18 protein-coding genes are annotated in these 17,443 nt (G+C 62.3%); 10 read left to right on the top strand and 8 right to left on the bottom strand.

The window, feature by feature from the left end; all coding sequences use genetic code 11:
* Positions 1-18: 18 nt before the first annotated feature.
* The 3 genes from pstS to RG2_RS16895 all read right to left on the bottom strand — a co-directional run bounded on the left by pstS (position 19) and on the right by RG2_RS16895 (position 2,977).
* Complete coding sequence (pstS, locus tag RG2_RS16905) at positions 19-1,137, bottom strand: phosphate ABC transporter substrate-binding protein PstS (protein ID WP_033233966.1); 1,119 nt, start codon at positions 1,135-1,137, stop codon at positions 19-21.
* 189 nt (positions 1,138-1,326) lie between these two features.
* Complete coding sequence (mshD, locus tag RG2_RS16900) at positions 1,327-2,226, bottom strand: mycothiol synthase (RefSeq protein ID WP_033233965.1); 900 nt, start codon at positions 2,224-2,226, stop codon at positions 1,327-1,329.
* A gap of 1 nt (position 2,227) precedes the next feature.
* The gene (locus tag RG2_RS16895; protein ID WP_033233964.1) at positions 2,228-2,977 is read right to left on the bottom strand and encodes a winged helix-turn-helix transcriptional regulator; all 750 of its coding nucleotides are present in this window, start codon (positions 2,975-2,977) and stop codon (positions 2,228-2,230) included.
* 142 nt (positions 2,978-3,119) lie between these two features.
* Here RG2_RS16895 and RG2_RS16890 point away from each other — a divergent pair, with 142 nt between their 5' ends.
* The 7 genes from RG2_RS16890 to RG2_RS16865 all read left to right on the top strand — a co-directional run bounded on the left by RG2_RS16890 (position 3,120) and on the right by RG2_RS16865 (position 7,231).
* Entirely contained in the window at positions 3,120-3,899 is a 780-nt protein-coding gene (locus RG2_RS16890) for an LmeA family phospholipid-binding protein (protein WP_033233963.1), read from the top strand.
* The gene (locus RG2_RS16885) at positions 3,896-4,369 is read left to right on the top strand and encodes a thioredoxin family protein (RefSeq protein WP_033233962.1); all 474 of its coding nucleotides are present in this window, start codon (positions 3,896-3,898) and stop codon (positions 4,367-4,369) included. The genes RG2_RS16890 and RG2_RS16885 overlap by 4 nt, the downstream gene beginning before the upstream one ends.
* A gap of 10 nt (positions 4,370-4,379) precedes the next feature.
* Positions 4,380-4,466 (top strand): putative leader peptide, encoded by an 87-nt coding sequence (locus tag RG2_RS32715; RefSeq protein WP_353805918.1) that lies wholly within the window; start codon positions 4,380-4,382, stop codon positions 4,464-4,466.
* 154 nt (positions 4,467-4,620) lie between these two features.
* Positions 4,621-5,091, top strand: coding sequence for a DUF4395 domain-containing protein (locus RG2_RS16880; protein WP_033233961.1), 471 nt, complete (start codon positions 4,621-4,623; stop codon positions 5,089-5,091).
* Between the two features lie 78 nt (positions 5,092-5,169).
* Positions 5,170-6,003: a sulfurtransferase gene (locus tag RG2_RS16875; RefSeq protein WP_033233960.1), complete on the top strand. Its 834-nt coding sequence runs from the start codon at positions 5,170-5,172 to the stop codon at positions 6,001-6,003.
* Positions 6,004-6,006: 3 nt separating this feature from the next.
* Complete coding sequence (locus RG2_RS16870; RefSeq protein WP_033233959.1) at positions 6,007-6,312, top strand: DUF1416 domain-containing protein; 306 nt, start codon at positions 6,007-6,009, stop codon at positions 6,310-6,312.
* Between the two features lie 277 nt (positions 6,313-6,589).
* Positions 6,590-7,231, top strand: a complete 642-nt coding sequence (locus RG2_RS16865) for a heme-binding beta-barrel domain-containing protein (protein WP_172935982.1) — start codon at positions 6,590-6,592, stop codon at positions 7,229-7,231.
* A gap of 233 nt (positions 7,232-7,464) precedes the next feature.
* Here the strand turns inward: RG2_RS16865 and cydC are convergent, their stop codons facing one another.
* The 5 genes from cydC to RG2_RS16840 all read right to left on the bottom strand — a co-directional run bounded on the left by cydC (position 7,465) and on the right by RG2_RS16840 (position 14,444).
* Entirely contained in the window at positions 7,465-9,153 is a 1,689-nt protein-coding gene (gene cydC, locus RG2_RS16860; protein WP_033233957.1) for a thiol reductant ABC exporter subunit CydC, read from the bottom strand.
* A complete protein-coding gene (gene cydD, locus RG2_RS16855) occupies positions 9,143-10,831 on the bottom strand; it encodes a thiol reductant ABC exporter subunit CydD (protein WP_051730459.1) in 1,689 nt (562 codons plus the stop codon). The genes cydC and cydD overlap by 11 nt, the downstream gene beginning before the upstream one ends.
* Before the next feature lie 42 nt (positions 10,832-10,873).
* Positions 10,874-11,917 carry a cytochrome d ubiquinol oxidase subunit II gene (gene cydB, locus RG2_RS16850; RefSeq protein WP_033233956.1) on the bottom strand — a complete coding sequence of 348 codons (1,044 nt, stop codon included), beginning with the start codon at positions 11,915-11,917 and terminating at the stop codon, positions 10,874-10,876.
* 9 nt (positions 11,918-11,926) lie between these two features.
* The gene (locus RG2_RS16845; RefSeq protein ID WP_033233955.1) at positions 11,927-13,426 is read right to left on the bottom strand and encodes a cytochrome ubiquinol oxidase subunit I; all 1,500 of its coding nucleotides are present in this window, start codon (positions 13,424-13,426) and stop codon (positions 11,927-11,929) included.
* A gap of 172 nt (positions 13,427-13,598) precedes the next feature.
* Positions 13,599-14,444: an aminodeoxychorismate lyase gene (locus RG2_RS16840; RefSeq protein ID WP_033233954.1), complete on the bottom strand. Its 846-nt coding sequence runs from the start codon at positions 14,442-14,444 to the stop codon at positions 13,599-13,601.
* A gap of 116 nt (positions 14,445-14,560) precedes the next feature.
* Here RG2_RS16840 and ygfZ point away from each other — a divergent pair, with 116 nt between their 5' ends.
* Genes ygfZ through RG2_RS16825 form a run of 3 tightly spaced genes read left to right on the top strand, consistent with a single transcriptional unit; the run spans position 14,561 to position 17,261 of the window.
* Entirely contained in the window at positions 14,561-15,646 is a 1,086-nt protein-coding gene (ygfZ, locus tag RG2_RS16835) for a CAF17-like 4Fe-4S cluster assembly/insertion protein YgfZ (protein WP_116538810.1), read from the top strand.
* Complete coding sequence (locus RG2_RS16830) at positions 15,643-16,311, top strand: MOSC domain-containing protein (protein WP_033233952.1); 669 nt, start codon at positions 15,643-15,645, stop codon at positions 16,309-16,311. The genes ygfZ and RG2_RS16830 overlap by 4 nt, the downstream gene beginning before the upstream one ends.
* Positions 16,308-17,261 carry an asparaginase gene (locus tag RG2_RS16825; protein WP_033233951.1) on the top strand — a complete coding sequence of 318 codons (954 nt, stop codon included), beginning with the start codon at positions 16,308-16,310 and terminating at the stop codon, positions 17,259-17,261. The genes RG2_RS16830 and RG2_RS16825 overlap by 4 nt, the downstream gene beginning before the upstream one ends.
* Positions 17,262-17,443 lie beyond the last annotated feature (182 nt).

The raw sequence follows: 17,443 nt of genomic DNA, 5'->3' as shown, positions 1-17,443 counted from the left end.
TACGAGTCCGCGGTCGAATCAGCCGATGGCTGAGATCGACGCGTTCAGACGGTCCTGCACGTTTGCCGGCAGCGGGACGTAACCCTGCTCGGCAAGGTTGGCCTGTCCCTCGTTCGCGGCACTCGTCAGGAACGACTTCACAGCGGCAGACGTATCGGCGTCGTAGCCCTTGGAGCAGACGATGGAGTACGTCGCGAGAACCAGCGGGTAGGCGCCGGCTTCGTTGGTCTTGAAGATCGACGCGAGGTCGAGCGTCAGGTCGCCGGTTGCGTCCGACTTGAACTTCGCGCCGGAGATCGACGCGGCAGCAGTGTCATTGGTCAGTGCAACAGCTTCGGTGCCCGTGTTGATCTCGGCCATCGACAGCTTGTTCTGATCGGCAAACGACTTCTCGACGTAGGTGATGGAGCCCGGTGCCGTCGAAACTGCCTGAGCGACTCCGGCCGAACCCTTGGCGCCCTCACCGACGCCACCGGTGAAGTCAGAACCGGCACCCGAGGTCCAGGCACCGTTCGATGCTGCCTCGAGGTACTTCTGGAAGTTGTCCGTGGTTCCCGAGGAATCGGAGCGGATCACGGGCGTGACCTTCAGATCGGGAAGCTTCGCGTCCGGATTGAGGGCAGCGATGGCCGGATCGTTCCAGTTGGTGATGCCGCCGTTGAAGATCTTGGCAAGAACCTCGGCATTGAGCACGAGGTTGTCGACGCCGTCGAGGTTGAAGGCCACCGCGATCGGACCGAAAACGAGGGGAAGGTTCCAGGCTTCGCCGCCGACGCAACGCTCCTTGGCCTTGTCCGCCTGCTCGTCCTTGATCGCCGAGTCGGAGCCGGCGAAGTCGATCTGGCCGGCGATGAACTGGGTGCGGCCGTCACCCGAACCACTGGGGTTGTAAGCAACGTTGACTGTCTTGCCCTTTTCCTGGCAGACAGCGATGTACGTGGCGACGAACTGATCCATCGCGTTCTTCTGCGCCGATGAACCAGCCGCAGAGATCTTTTCCTTGCCTTCACATGTTGCAGTCGAAGCGGATGTGTCCACACCACTCGACGATGCGTTGTTGTCGCTGCCACATGCTGCCAAGGTCATAGCACCCACGGCCACTACGCCGAGCAGAGCACCACTGCGCTTGAAATTCACCTTCGGTCCTCCGGAAATAGCTACCGCCGGGCCCACGATCAGGCGGCGACATGAGATGCAGCGCATTACTGCATCAGGCAGCGCGGCGCTGCCCATAGAGAAAAGTAGGGGGGCGCGGTGTCCGGCTGGACCACACAAAGTGAACGGAGCATGAACAGACCGGAGATTTATTCGAGTCGCCTGAGAAAGTCAGGAATTTCGGGCATAGGCCATGTCGGTGTGGAACTTTTCGAAGCCCAGTTTCTCGTACGTGTTGAGGGCTGCCGTGTTGTCTCCCTCGACGTACAGGAGAACCGTATCGAGACCCCGCTCACGCAGGTAGTGCATGCCGGCGAGCGTCAGAACCCGACCGAGCCCGCGTCCCTGCGCCGCCGGATCGATACCGACGACGTACACCTCACCGAGCTCCGGTTCGTCGCCCTCGGGCGGATGAACCTTGGTCCAGTGAAACCCCAGAAGCGTGTTCGGATCGGTGTCCGCAAACGCCAGAAACAACCCGGCGGGATCGAACCACCCCTCGGCGGTTCGCTCATCGATCTCCGCTTGCGTCCAGCCACCTTGCTCGGGATGCCACGAGAATGCGGCGTTGTTGACCCGCAAGATCTCGGAATCGTCTTCGCGGCCGCGGTACGTCCTCAGCGAAACACCTTCCGGAACAACAATTTCCGGAAGCTGCGGAGCACCGAGTGGTCTGCGCAACTGGAGGAGTTCACGAACACTGACCAGATCCAGACTCTTGGCGAACTCCACTGCCGCGTCGATGTTTCCGTGCGCCCAGACTCGCGTTCCCGGTCGGCCTTCGTCGAAAACCGAAGCGGCAAGGCCAGTTCCGATACCTTGCCGCCTGTGAGCAGGATCCACGACGAGTTCCGCCATGTCCGGGTGCTCGTCCGAACCGGCTTGCAGTTGGGCGTATCCGACGACGACACCGTCGTCGAGGATCACGAGGTGCCGAGCCTGACCACGGCCGGCAATCGCGTGCCGACCCTGCTCGGAAACCGGCGCCTTGCCGTCGAATTCCGTTGCACGGTCGACAAGTCCCGACACCTGCCGAGCCTGATCCGGCGTCAGCACATCGCTCCAACTCATGTCACAACACCGATCCGTCTGCAGCCTCGTAATCGACATCGTCGTCCTCGAATCGAATCGGCGCCGCAGCCCCGTTCTTGGAACGCGTCGGGCGAACCGCCTTGTATCCGACATTTCGGACTGTACCGATCAAGGATTCGTATTCGGTGCCGAGCTTGGCCCGCAACCGACGCACGTGAACATCCACGGTCCGGGTGCCACCGAAGAAGTCGTAACCCCACACCTCTTGCAACAACTGCGCACGAGTGAACACCCGTCCCGCATGCTGCGCGAGGTACTTGAGCAGTTCGAATTCCTTGTAAGTCAAATCAAGGGGCCGTCCACGCAGTCGTGCCGTGTACGTCCCCTCGTCGATAACCAATTCGCCCAGCGTGATCTTTCCTGACGCTTCGGGACTGGCAACGCCGCCACTGCGGGCGAGCAACAACCGCAATCGGGCGTCCACCTCAGCGGGTCCCGTACCGGGCAGGAGAATGTCGTCCAACCCCCAGTCCGCGTTGACGGCAACAAGCCCGCCCTCGGTCAGGACAGCCACGACCGGCACGGCAGATCCCGTACTTCCCAGCAATCGACACAACCCTCGTGCGGCAGCCAGATCGGTGCGTGCGTCGACCAACGCGATGTCGGCCGAACTTGCCTCGAGCAGCGACGAAACCTCAGTGGGAGCAGGCCTAACCGAGTGCGCCAGCAGCGCCAACGCCGGAAGAACTGCATCCGGGTTGGGGTCGGAGGTGAGGAGAAGCAGCTCCACACGGCCTCCTATCTAGTAGCCCGCGCACCCCGGACAGGGCGACGCTCTGGTAGTTCGACCCTTTTGGTCGGTCCCTACATTAGCGTGCGCGCCGTTGGGACCGTCGCACCGAACCTACGACGGAGTCCGTCACAATGGTGCTGTGCGCAAACTGATCATCGGCATCGTCTTCCTCCTCGGCCTCGGACTGGTCGCCGATTTCGGTGCCGCCGCGTACGCGGAATACCGAGTTTCCCGCGAGCTACGAGCCGGCGCATCACTCGATGCCGACCCCGAAGTCACGTTCAACGGCTTCCCGTTCCTCACGCAAGCGCTGGGCGGCAAGTACGAAGACGTCTACATCCGGGCAACCGGAGTCCAGAGCAACATCGTCGGCGAAGTCACCGTCGAAGCCGATCTGCGAGGAGTCACCGTCCCGTTCTCGGACCTGGTCAACGGCAGGGTGACCGAACTTCCCGTCGACAAGCTCGACGGCAGAATGGGCATCATCGCCACGGACCTCGGCAAGCTCCTCGATATACCTGACCTGCAGGTTTCCTCTCCTCCTGCCGACAAGTCCGACGGTACGGGCGGCAGCGGCGGTACCGGGGCGAGCACCGCGGGCGCGATCGTTCTGAGCGGAACGGTCCCCGTCGGCCCCATCGACACCGCGGTCAGTGTTCAGGCCAACCTCGTGCTCGAGGGAGATCAGGTCAAGATCGTGGCAAGCAATCTCTACTTCGGCCCCGAAGGCGAAGCGAACTTCTCGATCCCGGCGGTTCTCGAGCCGATCGTCCTCGGCATGTTCAGCTACACCATCGATCCACAGTCACTTCCCTTCAATCTGAAGCCGAGCCTCGTCTACGCGGAAGGCGGTCGCATAGTGATCGAAGGCAGCACGGAAAACACAGTCATCAACCTCGCAGATCTGCAGAACCAATGACCGGTATCACAGTTCTACTCATCGCCCTCGTCGCCGTTGTCGCGGTCGGACTGCTCCTCAAATCACGCAGCGGAGCCGTTCGAGCCAGCGGCTCGGGTACCTCCGAAGCCGTCGGCAGCCGCATCGAACTCCTCGCCGCAGCAGGTATAGCGCCCGGCTCCGGACCAGTCGTCCTGCATTTCTCCGCAGACTGGTGTGGTCCGTGCAGCGCCGTCCGCCGCGTCGTCGATCAGGTGGTGACCACAATGGCAAACGCCCCTCATCCACCCGTCGACGTTGAACTCGACATCGACAAGAACCCGGCGCTTGCGCGTGAGATGAGCGTCCTGTCGTTGCCGACCACCTTTATCCTCGACCGAGACCTGGTGGAACGATTCCGAGTGTCCGGGGTGCCGTCCACCGCGGACCTCACAAGCGCGCTCGCGCCCTTCTCAACACCCGGTACCCCAAATTCGCCGTCTGCAGGGTAAACTCCCAACCGTGCAAACCCGCCACGAGCTCATGCTCACCCGACGCCGCGCAGTAGACCTGTGCCGCCTCGGTGGTTGTTGCTGTTCTTGTTGCTGATCACCCAGCGCTCAGCCTTCGCTGAGATTCGAGCCTTTCGCTCACGTGATCACTCTCGCCGATAACGGGCCTTCCAGCCCACATATCTCCGAGCCTGAAGTCTGAGATTCTCGGCCCAGGCAGGCACCATGCAACCAACGCAGGAGCACACCCGATGTCCACCACCACTTCGCAATCCGAGCAGGTCGACGTGCGCGGTCCGCGGTTCGCCGCGTGGATCACCACCGCGATACTTGTTCTGACACTGATCCTTTCAGCATTCTCTCTGCCCGCCGCCACCGCACTGTTGGCACTGCAGGCAATAGTCTTCGCGATCGGCGCCGTCACCGGACCCAAGCGCAGCCCGTACGGACTGATCTTCGGCAAACTCGTCGCCCCTCGCATCTCACCCGTGCGCGAACGTGAACCTGTTGCGCCGTTGCGCTTCGCACAGTTCGTCGGCTTTGTCTTCGCGCTCGCCGGGACCGTCGGATTCCTTGCCGGATCCACCGTCGTCGGCACAGTCGCCACAGGATTTGCCCTGTTCGCTGCTCTTCTGAACGCAGCCTTCGGCATCTGCCTCGGCTGCCAGATCTACCCACTAGTAACGCGATTCCGCACAATCGGAAGAGCAACCACCGCGTGAAAGCGCATCACCGGTAACCCCACCGGACACATACCCCCGCAAGACCATATCGAGCACGACCACATCGAAAGGAACACCATGGCTCGCTCCGACGTCCTAGTCTCCGCCGACTGGGCGCAGCAGAACCTCAACGCCCCCAAGACCGTTTTTGTCGAGGTGGACGAGGACACCAGTGCATACGACGGCGGCCACATCGAAGGTGCAGTCCGGCTCGACTGGCGCAAGGACCTCCAGGACAGCGTCCGCCGTGACTTCCTGAACCAGGAGCAGTTCTCAGACCTCCTCTCGGCCAAGGGAATCGCCAACGACGACGCCGTCGTCCTCTACGGTGGCAACAACAACTGGTTCGCCGCTTACGCCTACTGGTACTTCAAGCTGTACGGCCACAAGGACATCAAGCTCATCGACGGTGGCCGCAAGAAGTGGGAACTCGACGGGCGCGAGCTGTCCAAGGACGAAGTAACCCGTCCCGCAACGCAGTACAAGGCCGAGGCACCCGACTTCTCGATCCGCGCATTCCGCGACGAGGTCATCTCCTCCATCGGCTCCGTCAACCTCGTCGACGTCCGTAGCCCCGACGAGTTCTCCGGCAAGATCCTCGCACCCGCGCACCTTCCGCAGGAGCAGGCTCAGCAGCGTGGCCATGTCCCCACAGCGATCAACATCCCGTGGAGCACCACCGCCAACGAAGACGGCACCTTCAAGTCCGACGACGACCTTGCAAAGCTCTACGCGGACAAGGGCTTCGACGACACCAAGAACACCATTGCCTACTGCCGCATCGGTGAGCGTTCGAGCCACACCTGGTTCGTACTGCAGGAAATCCTCGGCAAGAGCAACGTCAAGAACTACGACGGCAGCTGGGTCGAATACGGCTCACTCGTCGGCGCACCGATCGAATTGGGAGCATAGAACATGTGCGGAGCACCTACTCAGGGTCAGACCCTGCCTGCCGGCGTCGACGTCGAGAAGGAAACCGTCATCACCGGCCGTGTCCTCGCGGCTGACGGCCAGCCCATCGGCGGCGCATTCGTGCGCTTGCTCGACGGCTCCGACGAATTCACCGCCGAGGTCGTCGCGTCCGCTACCGGCGACTTCCGTTTCTTCGCCGCCCCCGGATCCTGGACTGTGCGCGCACTCTCCAGCTCCGGCAACGGCACAAGCGCCGTGAACCCCGAAACATCGGGCGTCCACAACGTGGATGTCACGGTCAGCAAGTAAGTTCCGGACTCACCGGCAAAGGTCCCGCATCCCAGGAGGATGCGGGACCTTTTCTTGTCGTTTGATTTGTCACAGCCTCCCGATTTTTCCGGTAGGTCGAGGCCGTCTAAGATAGGCACGTGGTCATCTTCTTCGAGGTACTTCTCGCACTCGCATCCGTCATGATCGCTTGGTTCTCCGTGTACGTCGTTTACCGTTTGGTCACCGACGAATCGTGAGTCAAGCTCCGGGATCAGGGTCTGACGCGACAGCTGACGATTCCACCGCTTCAGGTGCCATCAGGCGCGGAAGCGGGGATGAGGCAGTCGCGATAGCTGTCGAACGTTCCAAGTCGACAGCTTCACTCAACATTCCCACTCTCCCGGATCTCCCGGTCCCCGAGGACACCGCAAATCTGCGACTCGGCCCGGACATCAATCCCGCCCTTCTCGCCCTGCTGCCGCTTGTCGGCGTCTGGCGCGGCGAAGGCGAAGGGCATGACCCGGAAACGGGCGACTACCCCTTCGGGCAACAAATCGTCATCTCCCACGACGGTGGCCCCTACCTGTGCTGGGAATCCCGATCCTGGGTTCTCGACGCCGAGGGCAACTACACCAAGCCAGACACGCGCGAAAGCGGCTACTGGCGCATGGGCGGCGACGGCATCCCCGGCAGCGTGAACGAGGAAGTAGTCGAACTACTCCTCACCCACAGCTCAGGCGTCGTCGAAATGTACTACGGAACCGCGCTCACCCAGTCCTCGTGGGAGCTCGCGACCGACGTCGTGATCCGCAGCCAGTCCGGTGCACTGTACGGCGGCGCAAAGCGTCTGTACGGCATCGTCGAAGGTGGCGACCTCGCATACGTCGAGGAGCGAATCCTCGCGGACGGCGCGCTCGAACCGCGCTACTCGGCGCGGCTCACCCGCTACATCGGCTAACTGCTGCCCACCGCACGAAGCGACCCCCGAGCCATACCCACGCTTTCGCGTGGGTCCCGGTCGGACTGATCGGGGGCTCGGGGGTCGGGTGGCTGCCCGGGATTCGCCGGCCGCTCCTGCGGTAAGTGAATTCCGTCAGCGATTGCGGCTAGCTGGCAGCCACCTCACGCGTCCGTCTGTACTTCAATTTCAGACCACCTCCTTCCTTGTGTACAGGAGAAAGTACGCCCACTTCACCGCGACGGCAATCTATTTTCCGCCGAAACTTTTCCGACGCATATCACCTGGTCAGCTCCAGTGTGTTCCGGAAGTTGATGGGTGACGACCACGACGGTCCGATGCCGACCCAGCAGAGTGCCGTCTCGTCCGAGCAGTTCACGCAGCACCTCCGCGCCGGCTTCGGCATCCATGTGTTCGGTTGGTTCGTCGAGCAGCAGGATTTGCGCGGGTGAGACGACCGCCCGGGCCAGCAGCAAACGCCGACGCTCGCCGCCTGAGACTGCTCTCATGCCGCCGACGAGAACGGTGTCGAGTCCGTCGGGCAGGTGAGCGAGCCACTCCCCCAGGCCGACGTCACCGAGTACTGTCGCCGCGGCGGTGGGCGTCAGATCGCCGCGCGCTACTCGCAGATTTTCGAGCACGGAGGTCTCGAAGAGATGTGCGTCTTCTGCGAAGAACCCGATGTGTCGGCGAAGATCTTTTGGTTCGATCTCTGAAATCGGAACGCCGCCAACTGAAATTGTCCCCGATACCGGTGGGAGGAGCCCCGCCATCGTCATCAGGGCCGTTGTCTTTCCTGATCCGCTTTGGCCGACCAACGCGATCCGCGCGCCGGGACGCACGTCGAACGTGAGTGGCGCGGTGACGTTGCCTCCAGGCCACCCGGCGCAGAGTCCGTCGACTGTCAGGACATCCGACTCGGGCCACGCGTTGTCGCCCTCTGCGATCTCCTCGTCTGCGCGGTCGAGTACCGCCATGATTCGCGCCGACGCCAACCGGGCTTTGGTCAATGCCACTGCAGCAGTGGGCAGAGCCGCAGTTCCCTCGAACGCCGAGAGCGGGAGCAATACCAGGATGCCCAGTGCCATCGGTGTCATGTCGGTATTCCCGTAGAGCACGATGCCGATGAGCAGCGACGCCAGGACGCTGACTCCCACTGCGAGAGGTGTTGCGGCAGCGGCAAATGCGCTCGGCACCGCAGCGCGGTCGGTAGCATCGACTACGTCGCCTTCGGCCGACACCGCGTCGGACACGGCAGCGTCCAAACGTCCCGCCACTCGAAGCTCGGCAGAATGATCGAGCGCGGTGACCGCTGACGCACTGAATCGCACAGCAGCAGAAGAGCTGTCGGATTCAGCAATTCGAGCAGCGCGGGCCGATAACCAGGGAGCCAGGATTCCGGAGACCGCGAGCGCGATCGCCAAGACCATTGCCGCCGGCACGGAGATGAACATCAAGATGCCCACGGCGGAAACGGCAAGAACAGCCGATACAGCTATGGGGACAAGTGCTTTCACCACCACATCACCAACTGCATCGACGTCGGCTCCGGTACGCGCAAGCAAGTCGCCACGGCGCAGGCCGGCGGCCGCAGCCGGGTTACCCGCTGCAAGACGCGCGTATATCCGGGCCCGCGCGGACGTTGTCCCGCGCAGCGCAACATCGTGCGTCGTGAGACGCTCCAAGTAGCGGAATACACCCCGGGAGATACCCAGAGCACGCACGGCGACAACAGCAACGCTGAGATCCAGTACCGGCGGCATTTCCCAGGCCCTGGTGATCAACCAGGCCGACAGCGCCGCCAACGCCAGAGCACTGCCGAGCGTCGCCACTCCGGCCGCGGCAGCGATGAGTACGCGTCGTGGTTGCAGTTCGAGGAGACCCAGTGCGCGCAGCAACGGATCGCGGTGGTCAGTTCTCATGTGCGTGCACCTCGATGATCTGATCTGCGACGGCAAGCACGCTGGGGCGATGTCCGATGACTATGACGGTGTCGCCGCCCTTCGCTCGCGCTCGCAATGCATCCAGGACCGTAGTTTCCGAATCCGCGTCCAGGTGGGCGGTGGGTTCGTCCAGCACAAGGACGGGCCGATCGGACGACAGCACACGTGTCAGTGCCAGCCGCTGCCGCTGCCCGAGCGAGAGACCGACACCCCCGGCCCCCACCACGGTATCGAGACCTGACGACAGTTCGGCAAGAACTCCGTCGAACCCTGTGGCCACAGAAGAATTGTGCAGCGCATCGGAGTCGATGGGTCCGGTGAGTTCGAGGTTTTCCCGAATGGTTCCCGGCACCATGACCGGATGTTGCGGCAGCCAAGCGATCTGCGCCCACCACGCATTCTCGTCGAGTTGTCGAACGTCCGTTCCGCCGACGCTCACAAAACCACCGCTGGGTTCGATCAACCCGAGCAGGGCCTGCGCCGCGCTCGACTTGCCGGAACCATTTGCTCCGGTGAGCACGGTGATCGCACCGGGTCGCACCACTCCCGAAAGCTCGTACGGCGCAACACCACCACGCGAATTCACGCTCAGCGTGTCGAAAACGATGTCCGTGCCGCGCGCATCAACCACGACTGCGCCGCCGACGGGTGCAGAGGTGTCCGCTTCGATGACACTGAAAGCTTTGTCCGCAGCCGCCATTCCGTCCTCGGCCGCGTGAAATTGCATTCCCACCATCCGCAACGGCAGATACACCTCCGGGGCAAGAATCAACGCAACGACGCCCGGCTCCAGCGACATGTCCCCGTACACGAGCCGCAAGCCGATACTGACTGCGACCAACGCAACACTCAGCGTTGCAAGGAATTCCAACACCATCGACGACAGGAAGGCGACCCGCAGCGCGGACATCGTGGTGCGGCGATGCGAATCGCCCAGTTCCCGAACCCGCTCGGCCGGACCGTCTTGTCGACCGAGCGCTCGCAACGTGGGTAAACCCGAGAGGAGATCGAGCAATTGCGACGACAACGTTGTCATCGCAGCCAGGGTCTTCTCGGACTTACCCTTTGTCAGCAATCCGATCAGGATCATGAAGATCGGAATCAAAGGCAACGTGATCAAGATGATCACTGCCGACGTCATATCTTGCAGGGCAATAACTATCAGCGTGATCGGGGTCAGAGTCACCGACAGGATCAACGACGGTAGATAACCCGTCAGATACGGAGCCAGACCGTCGACACCACGGGTGAGAACCGTAGCGATTTCATCTCGACGTGGGTCGAGATCGCGGGGACTCATCGCCGTCGCCGACGTGAGCACACCCTCCTTGATCTCGGCCACCACACGGGTCGACGCGCGGTGAGCAAACCGCGCTTGCAGCCAGGTTCCCAGTATCCGAATCCCGACAGCGCCTGCGAGGACGCCGAGTTCGGTTGTCCACGAAGAAATATCGACGGTTCGGGTGGTGATGACTCCGGCCAGCACCCGGCCGATCATGAGCGCCGAGACTATGACCATCACGACGTTGATCATCGACAGGGCGACTGTCAGAATCAGATATCCACGCGCAGAGGCGGAATGCCGCCACAGGCGCGGATCGATCGGTCCGCGGCGACGCTCCCGAGTGGTGGGAACGTCGCCTACCTCGATTGTCACTTGAATTCGACCGTCACTTCTTTCGAGGCACTGATGCCGGATTTACCACGTCTTGGCTTTGAACTTCAGCCCGATCGACGGTGGAATCTGCTTGGTGGAGATGCGTTGACGGAATACCCAGTACGTCCAGCCCTGGTAGATGATCACGATCGGCGTCATGAACGCCGCGGCCCATGTCATCACCTTGAGCGTGTACGGACTCGACGACGCGTTCTCGATGGTCAAGCTGTACGCCGGATCCAGCGTCGACGGCATGACATTCGGGAACAGGGAGCCGAACAGCAGCACGACGGTCGCGATGACGGCCACCGTGGTGAGCACGAACGCCCACCCTTCCATTTCAGCGCGGGTCAGGAAGATAACGCCGATCAATGCTGCTGCCGCAGCGGCAACCAGAATCCACGTCCATCCCTTGCCGTATGCAAGCTGGGTCCACAGTACAAATGCGCCGGCCACCGGAACCGCCGGAATCGCGAGTCGGGCAGCAATTTTCACCGCATCTTCGCGAACCTCGTCGGCGCTCTTGAGTGCCAGGAACACTGCGCCGTGCAGCGCGAACACCAGAGCAGTGGTCAGGCCGCCGAGCAATGCGTACGGGTTGAGCAGATCGAAGAATCCTGAAACGACCTGCTTGTCGGCATTGATCTCCACGCCCCGAACGATGTTCGCGAATGCCACGCCCCACAGAACTGCGGGAACCCAGGAGCCGAAAATGATGCCCCAGTCGCAACGCTGACGCCATTTGTCGTCGTCGATCTTGCTTCGCCACTCGATGGCAACGATGCGAACGATCAAGGCCACCAGGATGATCAGCAGCGGTAGGTAGAAGCCGGAGAACAACGTCGCGTACCACTCGGGGAACGCGGCGAACAGCGCACCACCGGCCGTGATGAGCCACACTTCGTTGCCGTCCCAGACCGGACCGATGGTGTTGAGCGCAACGCGTCGACGCGTATCTGCCGGTAGGCCACTGCCTCTGCCGACAATCGGCATGAGCATTCCGACACCGAAATCGAAGCCTTCGAGGACGAAGTAGCCGACGAACAGTACTGCGACGAGCACGAACCATACTTCTTGAAGTCCCATGATCGCCTCCTAGTACGCGAACGACAGTTGTTTGGGCTTGTCCGGATCTTCCGGCTCTTCGTGGTCGGTATCTCCCGGCGGATGCATGTCGTGTTCCAACGGGCCTTCCTTCGCGTATCGCACGATCAGCTTGAACCAGACGACACCCAAAGCGCCGTACAGGAGGGTGAAGGTGATCAACGAGACCCAGACCGTTGCCGACGCGTGGTCCGAAACACCTTGGTCGACAGTGAGTCTGATCATGTCCACGCCGGTCGGGTTGGGATGCACCACCCAGGGCTGGCGGCCCATCTCGGTGAAGATCCAGCCCGCACTGTTGGCGAGGAACGGCATGGGAATCGCGACAAGGCTCAGGATTCCGAACCACTTCTGGTCCGGTACCCGACCCCTGCGGGTTACCCACAGACCGGCAAGTGCCAAGGCTGCGGAACCGGCGGCGAGGCCGATCATCGCGCGGAATGACCAGTACGTGACAAAGAGATTCGGACGGTAGTTGCCGGGGCCGAAGTCCTGCTCGGCCTGCTCCTGCAGCTGGTTGACGCCTTGAAGCTCCACACCGGTGAACTTGCCCTCGGCCAGCCACGGAAGAACGAACGGCACCTTGATTACGTGAGTCACGCTGTCGCAGTTGTTGTGCGTTCCAATGGTCAGGAGTGAGAAATCCGGATCCATCTCGGTCTCACACAGCGACTCTGCCGACGCCATCTTCATGGGTTGTTGTTGGAACATGAGCTTGCCTTGGACGTCGCCGGTGTAGATGACGCCGATACCGGCAATGATGATCACCAGCAACGCGAATCGGGCACCGGGACGGTACATCGTCCTGGCATCGGTTTCGAGCTTTGTCGCCTCCGCTGGGCCGACGGTCTTGGTGCGGCGCATGTTTCGCACCATCCACCAACCACAGATGCCGGCGACAAAGGTTCCCGCAGTCAGGAAGGCACCTGCTACTGCGTGCGGGAATGCGGCAAGCGCGGTGTTGTTGGTCAACAACTCCCAGATGCTGGTCAGCTCAGCACGACCCGTCTCCGGGTTGTACACCGCTCCGACAGGGTGCTGCATGAACGAGTTGGCTGCGATGATGAAGAACGCCGACGCGTTGACGCCGATCGCCACGAGCCAAATACATGCCAGGTGAACAAGTTTGGGTAGCCTGCCCCAACCGAAAATCCACAGCCCGATGAATACGGACTCCATGAAGAAGGCCACAAGACCTTCGAGAGCCAGCGGTGCACCGAAGACGTCGCCGACAAATCGTGAGTACTCACTCCAGTTCATACCGAACTGGAATTCCTGCACGATGCCGGTGGCTACGCCGATGGCAAAGTTGATGAGGAACAGCTTGCCGAAGAACTTGGTGAGTCGGTACCAATGATCTTTTTTGGTCACGACCCACATGGTTTGCATGATCGCGATCATCGGAGCCAATCCGATGGTCAGCGGAACAAAGATGAAGTGGTAGACGGTAGTTATACCGAACTGCCACCTGGAGACGTCCAAAGTATCCATTGGCTACTCCGAGAGTAGGGCCCTGGGACAGGCTTCGGGGTTCGAGACGCGGGCGTTCGCTCGGCCCCTGCGGACACGGTACTGCTGTCCGGTTTGGACCGCAGGACTTTGCTACTACTCAAGGTAGTAGAGACCGTCGAGGATTCCTATTCGCCCAATTCGGCCCCGCTCTCTAGTCGACGGCGCGTTCGACCAACTTCGTGAATTCGGCAGAGACTTTAGGCTCTGGTAAAGCAAAGCCGTCCAGTGTATTGACGCGCGCTGCCAGCGTGACGCTCGAAACCATCCACACACCGTCCGCTGCGATCAAGTCCGCAGGTCGCAGGGTTTCGTAACGACTGTCGAAGCCAGCTCCCTTGGCGACGTCGAACAGAGCACGCTGTGTTGTGCCCATCAAAATGCCCTGAGCGGGCGGCGGTGTGATCAAAGTCCTGTCCCGCACGACCACCACCGTCGAACGCGGCCCTTCCAACACATTGCCCTCCGAACTGACGAAGATCACATCATCGGCCCCCAAAGTGCCGGCGTAGCGCAGTGCAGCCATGTTGGTTGCGTAGGACAACGTCTTCGCTCCCAGCAACTGCCACGGCGCGCGTGCCGACAAATCCACCGAGAATCCGCGTTCGAGCGTGATCACCGACAAACCCGCTTCTCGCACCTGCCGCACCCGATCCGCCACCGGTCCGACCATCACGAAAGCCGTCGGCTTGTCCCCACTCTCACGCCCGCGCGTCAGGACGAGACGCAACGCGCCTTCCTTCTCGCTGCCCCACTCCTCGACGGCCATCTCGATCGCCAGACGCCAGTCGTCGAGTACCGGGGCAGGCAAACCCAATGCCTCGGCGCTGAGAACCAGTCGGCTCAGGTGAGCTTCGACTACCCGCGCTCGGCCACCCCGAACCAATAACGTCTCGAATACCCCGTCGCCCCGCACGACAGCCAAGTCGTCAGCATGGAGAAAGGGTGCGTCAGCATCGAGCACCTCATGGTCGAGAGTTACCAATACGCGATCAGCCATACCCTCAACACTAGCGACGGAAAACACCGCTCACGCCCCGCACTCGACCAACGCGCGGACCACACTCCTAGACTGGTGACGTGGTCGACAACGCTCTTGTGCCCAACAGCCCACTCATGACTGCCCCCGGTGCGGTCGCAGCCCCGGACGGATCGGTCGACATCGGTGTCGCGTGGCATCACGGCGATCCACTCGGTGAGCAACGGACTGCGCAGCGCGACGCGATCGTCGTCGATCGCAGCCACCGATTTGTCATCGCCATTCCCGGCGACGAGCGACTCACCTGGCTGCACACTATTTCGAGCCAGCACGTTGCCGCGCTCCCCGACGGGAAGAGCGCCGAGAATCTCAGCCTCGACATCAACGGCCGCGTCGAGCACCACTTTGTCCAGACGGACCTCGGCGGCGTCACCTGGATCGACACCGAGGCCGATCGAGGCCCCGCACTCCTCGCCTTCCTGAAGAAGATGGTGTTCTGGTCCAAGGCCGAACCCCGCGACGGCAACGAACTTGCCGTTCTCAGCATTCTCGGGCCGAAAGCCGCCTCGGTCCTCGACGCCGTCGGCACGAGTGCGCCCGTCGGCGTGTACGACGCGCATGCCCTGCCAGGCGGCGGCTTCGTCCGTCGGATGCCGTGGCCGACCGAAGACTCCTTCGATCTCCTCGTACCCCGCGAGCACTTGGCAGCCTGGTGGACCAAGCTCACCGACGCCGGCGCCACACCCGCCGGAACCTGGGCCTTCGAGGCCCTTCGTGTGGAAGCCGTCCGCCCCCGAATCGGGCTCGACACCGACGAGAAGACCATCCCGCATGAGGTTCGGTGGATCGGCGGCCCCGACGAACACGGCGCGGTCCACCTCGAGAAGGGCTGCTACCGCGGTCAGGAAACCGTCGCGCGCGTGCACAACCTCGGCAAGCCGCCGCGTCACCTCGTTCTCCTGCACCTCGACGGAAGCGCCGAAGCCCTCCCCGAACCGGGCGACCCCGTCACAGCCGGTGGCCGCGCAGTGGGCCGCGTCGGAACCGTCGTCAATCATCACGAGCTCGGGCCTATCGCGCTCGCACTGGTAAAGCGCAACGTCCCCGCTGGGACCGAATTAGTTGCCGGTCCCAGCGCCGCGTCGATCGATCCGGACTCGATAGTCGACGACAACGCACCTCAGGCCGGACGTGAAGCCGTCAACCGATTGCGCGGGAAGTGACCGGCATCGTGGACGCCGTGTGCGTCGTACATGCCGAACGCGACAGCGGCGTCAAACGCGTGACTCGAACCGCAATCGACAAACGATCCGTCGACGGCCGGGTCCCCTTGGGCCGACTCGGCCTCGGCGGCGACTATGTCTGCGACACCGAATTCCACGGCGGCGCGTATCAAGCCGTCTACGCGTACGACCATGCCGAAGCGCAGCGTTGGTCGACGGAGTTGGGCCGACCTCTCCATCCCGGTTGGTTCGGTGAGAACCTTCGCCTCAGCGGTATCGCCGTGACCGACGCGGTCATCGGCGAACGTTGGCACATCACCGGAGCGGACTCGTCCGATGTGGTGGAACTCGAAGTCACCGGGCCCCGCGTGCCGTGTGGCACCTTCGGACTCTGGTCGGGCGAGAAGGGCTGGGTCAAGCGGTTCACCCAGCGAGCCGATGTCGGCGCGTATCTGCGAGTGAACCGAACGGGCACACTCGCAGCCGGCGATACGGTCACGCGAGTGCACGTCCCCGATCACGGCGTCACGGTTCGACAAGTATTCACAGGCGCAGATCCCGAACATCTGCGGCAACTGTTGAACGGTCACCACGATCTTGCGCCGAACGTCCTCGAGCGGATCAGCACATTCATGGAACGAGCGGAAACACAGGTGCATTCGTGAGCATTGAACTGGTCGAAGTTGTCCGCTCCGGATTCCGCGAGTGTGTACACCGCGGATCGGCCGTCATCCTCGACGCCAACGGCGACCTGGTTGTGGGGGTGGGCGAAATCCACACACCCATCTATCCCCGCTCGGCAAACAAGCCGCTGCAGGCCGTCGCAGCGCTCCGCAACGGCTTCGAACCAAGCAGCCCGGAGGAACTGGCCGTCGCGGCGTCGTCGCATGCCGGTGAAGCCGACCACATCGAACTCGTCGAGGGCCTACTCGAACGTTACGACCTCCGCGTAGATCAATTGCAGTGCCCTGCAGATCTGCCAGGCAACGAACTGGCCCGCGCCGAGCTGATTGCCGCAGGCCAGCTCCCCAGCCCGATCTACATGACCTGTTCGGGCAAGCACTCCGCGATGCTCGCCACGTGCGTGGTGAACGACTGGCCGCTCGAGACGTACATGGAACCGACACATCCCCTGCAACTCGCCATCGCGGAGACGATCTTCGATCTCAGCGGCGAGGAGGAGCAGGAGTTGGGAATCGACGGCTGCGGCCTGCCGATCGTGCCACTCTCGCTCTCGAATCTGGCTCGAGCTTTCGGTCGACTGCCGTCGGCGACGCCTGATTCCCCGGAACGCGCTGTCGCCGACGCCGTGCGAGCCAACCCATTCCTCGTCTCCGGAACCGGGCGCAACGATCAGCGTCTGATGTCCGCGGTGCGCGGCCTGTTCACCAAGACCGGATACGACGGTATCTACGCGGGAGCCCTCCCCGACGGTTCGGCGTTTGCTCTCAAGATCGACGACGGACACGAGCGGGCGCTGCTTCCGTTGGCCGCCGCACTACTCAAGCGGATGAATACCGAATGGACCGAAGAATTGGCCGCTCTGGCGTCGGCTCCGGTGTTCGGCGGGGATGCCCGCGTGGGCACGATTCGAGCGATTCCGGGGAACTTCTGAGTAGTTCCGGGAAAACTTTTGCGCAGTTCTAACAAAGTTCTGAGCAGTTCTGTCAGCATCCTGGCAGCTCGCGGCCATAGTGAGAGCAAACAGACACGGCGACGAGGGCCACGTGGAAGCGGAAGCGACTTTTCCAGGCTAGAGTGTGTGTCAGGAAACTTACACACTCAAACGGGGCCGCC

The sequence above is a fragment of the Rhodococcus globerulus NBRC 14531 genome (genome assembly GCF_001894805.1).
In the GTDB taxonomy this organism is placed as follows: domain Bacteria; phylum Actinomycetota; class Actinomycetes; order Mycobacteriales; family Mycobacteriaceae; genus Rhodococcus_F; species Rhodococcus_F globerula.
Note: the sequence above shows the minus strand (reverse complement) of the source record. Positions and strands in the feature narration are given on the sequence as shown.

Coding starts and splice junctions, on each gene's coding strand:
- mshD (WP_033233965.1), bottom strand. CDS start 2,226: ATGAGTTGGAGCGATGTGCTGACGCCGGATCAGGCTCGGCAGGTGTCG.
- RG2_RS16885 (WP_033233962.1), top strand. CDS start 3,896: ATGACCGGTATCACAGTTCTACTCATCGCCCTCGTCGCCGTTGTCGCG.
- RG2_RS16880 (WP_033233961.1), top strand. CDS start 4,621: ATGTCCACCACCACTTCGCAATCCGAGCAGGTCGACGTGCGCGGTCCG.
- RG2_RS16875 (WP_033233960.1), top strand. CDS start 5,170: ATGGCTCGCTCCGACGTCCTAGTCTCCGCCGACTGGGCGCAGCAGAAC.
- RG2_RS16870 (WP_033233959.1), top strand. CDS start 6,007: ATGTGCGGAGCACCTACTCAGGGTCAGACCCTGCCTGCCGGCGTCGAC.
- cydC (WP_033233957.1), bottom strand. CDS start 9,153: ATGAGAACTGACCACCGCGATCCGTTGCTGCGCGCACTGGGTCTCCTC.
- cydB (WP_033233956.1), bottom strand. CDS start 11,917: ATGGGACTTCAAGAAGTATGGTTCGTGCTCGTCGCAGTACTGTTCGTC.
- RG2_RS16845 (WP_033233955.1), bottom strand. CDS start 13,426: ATGGATACTTTGGACGTCTCCAGGTGGCAGTTCGGTATAACTACCGTC.
- RG2_RS16840 (WP_033233954.1), bottom strand. CDS start 14,444: ATGGCTGATCGCGTATTGGTAACTCTCGACCATGAGGTGCTCGATGCT.
- ygfZ (WP_116538810.1), top strand. CDS start 14,561: ATGACTGCCCCCGGTGCGGTCGCAGCCCCGGACGGATCGGTCGACATC.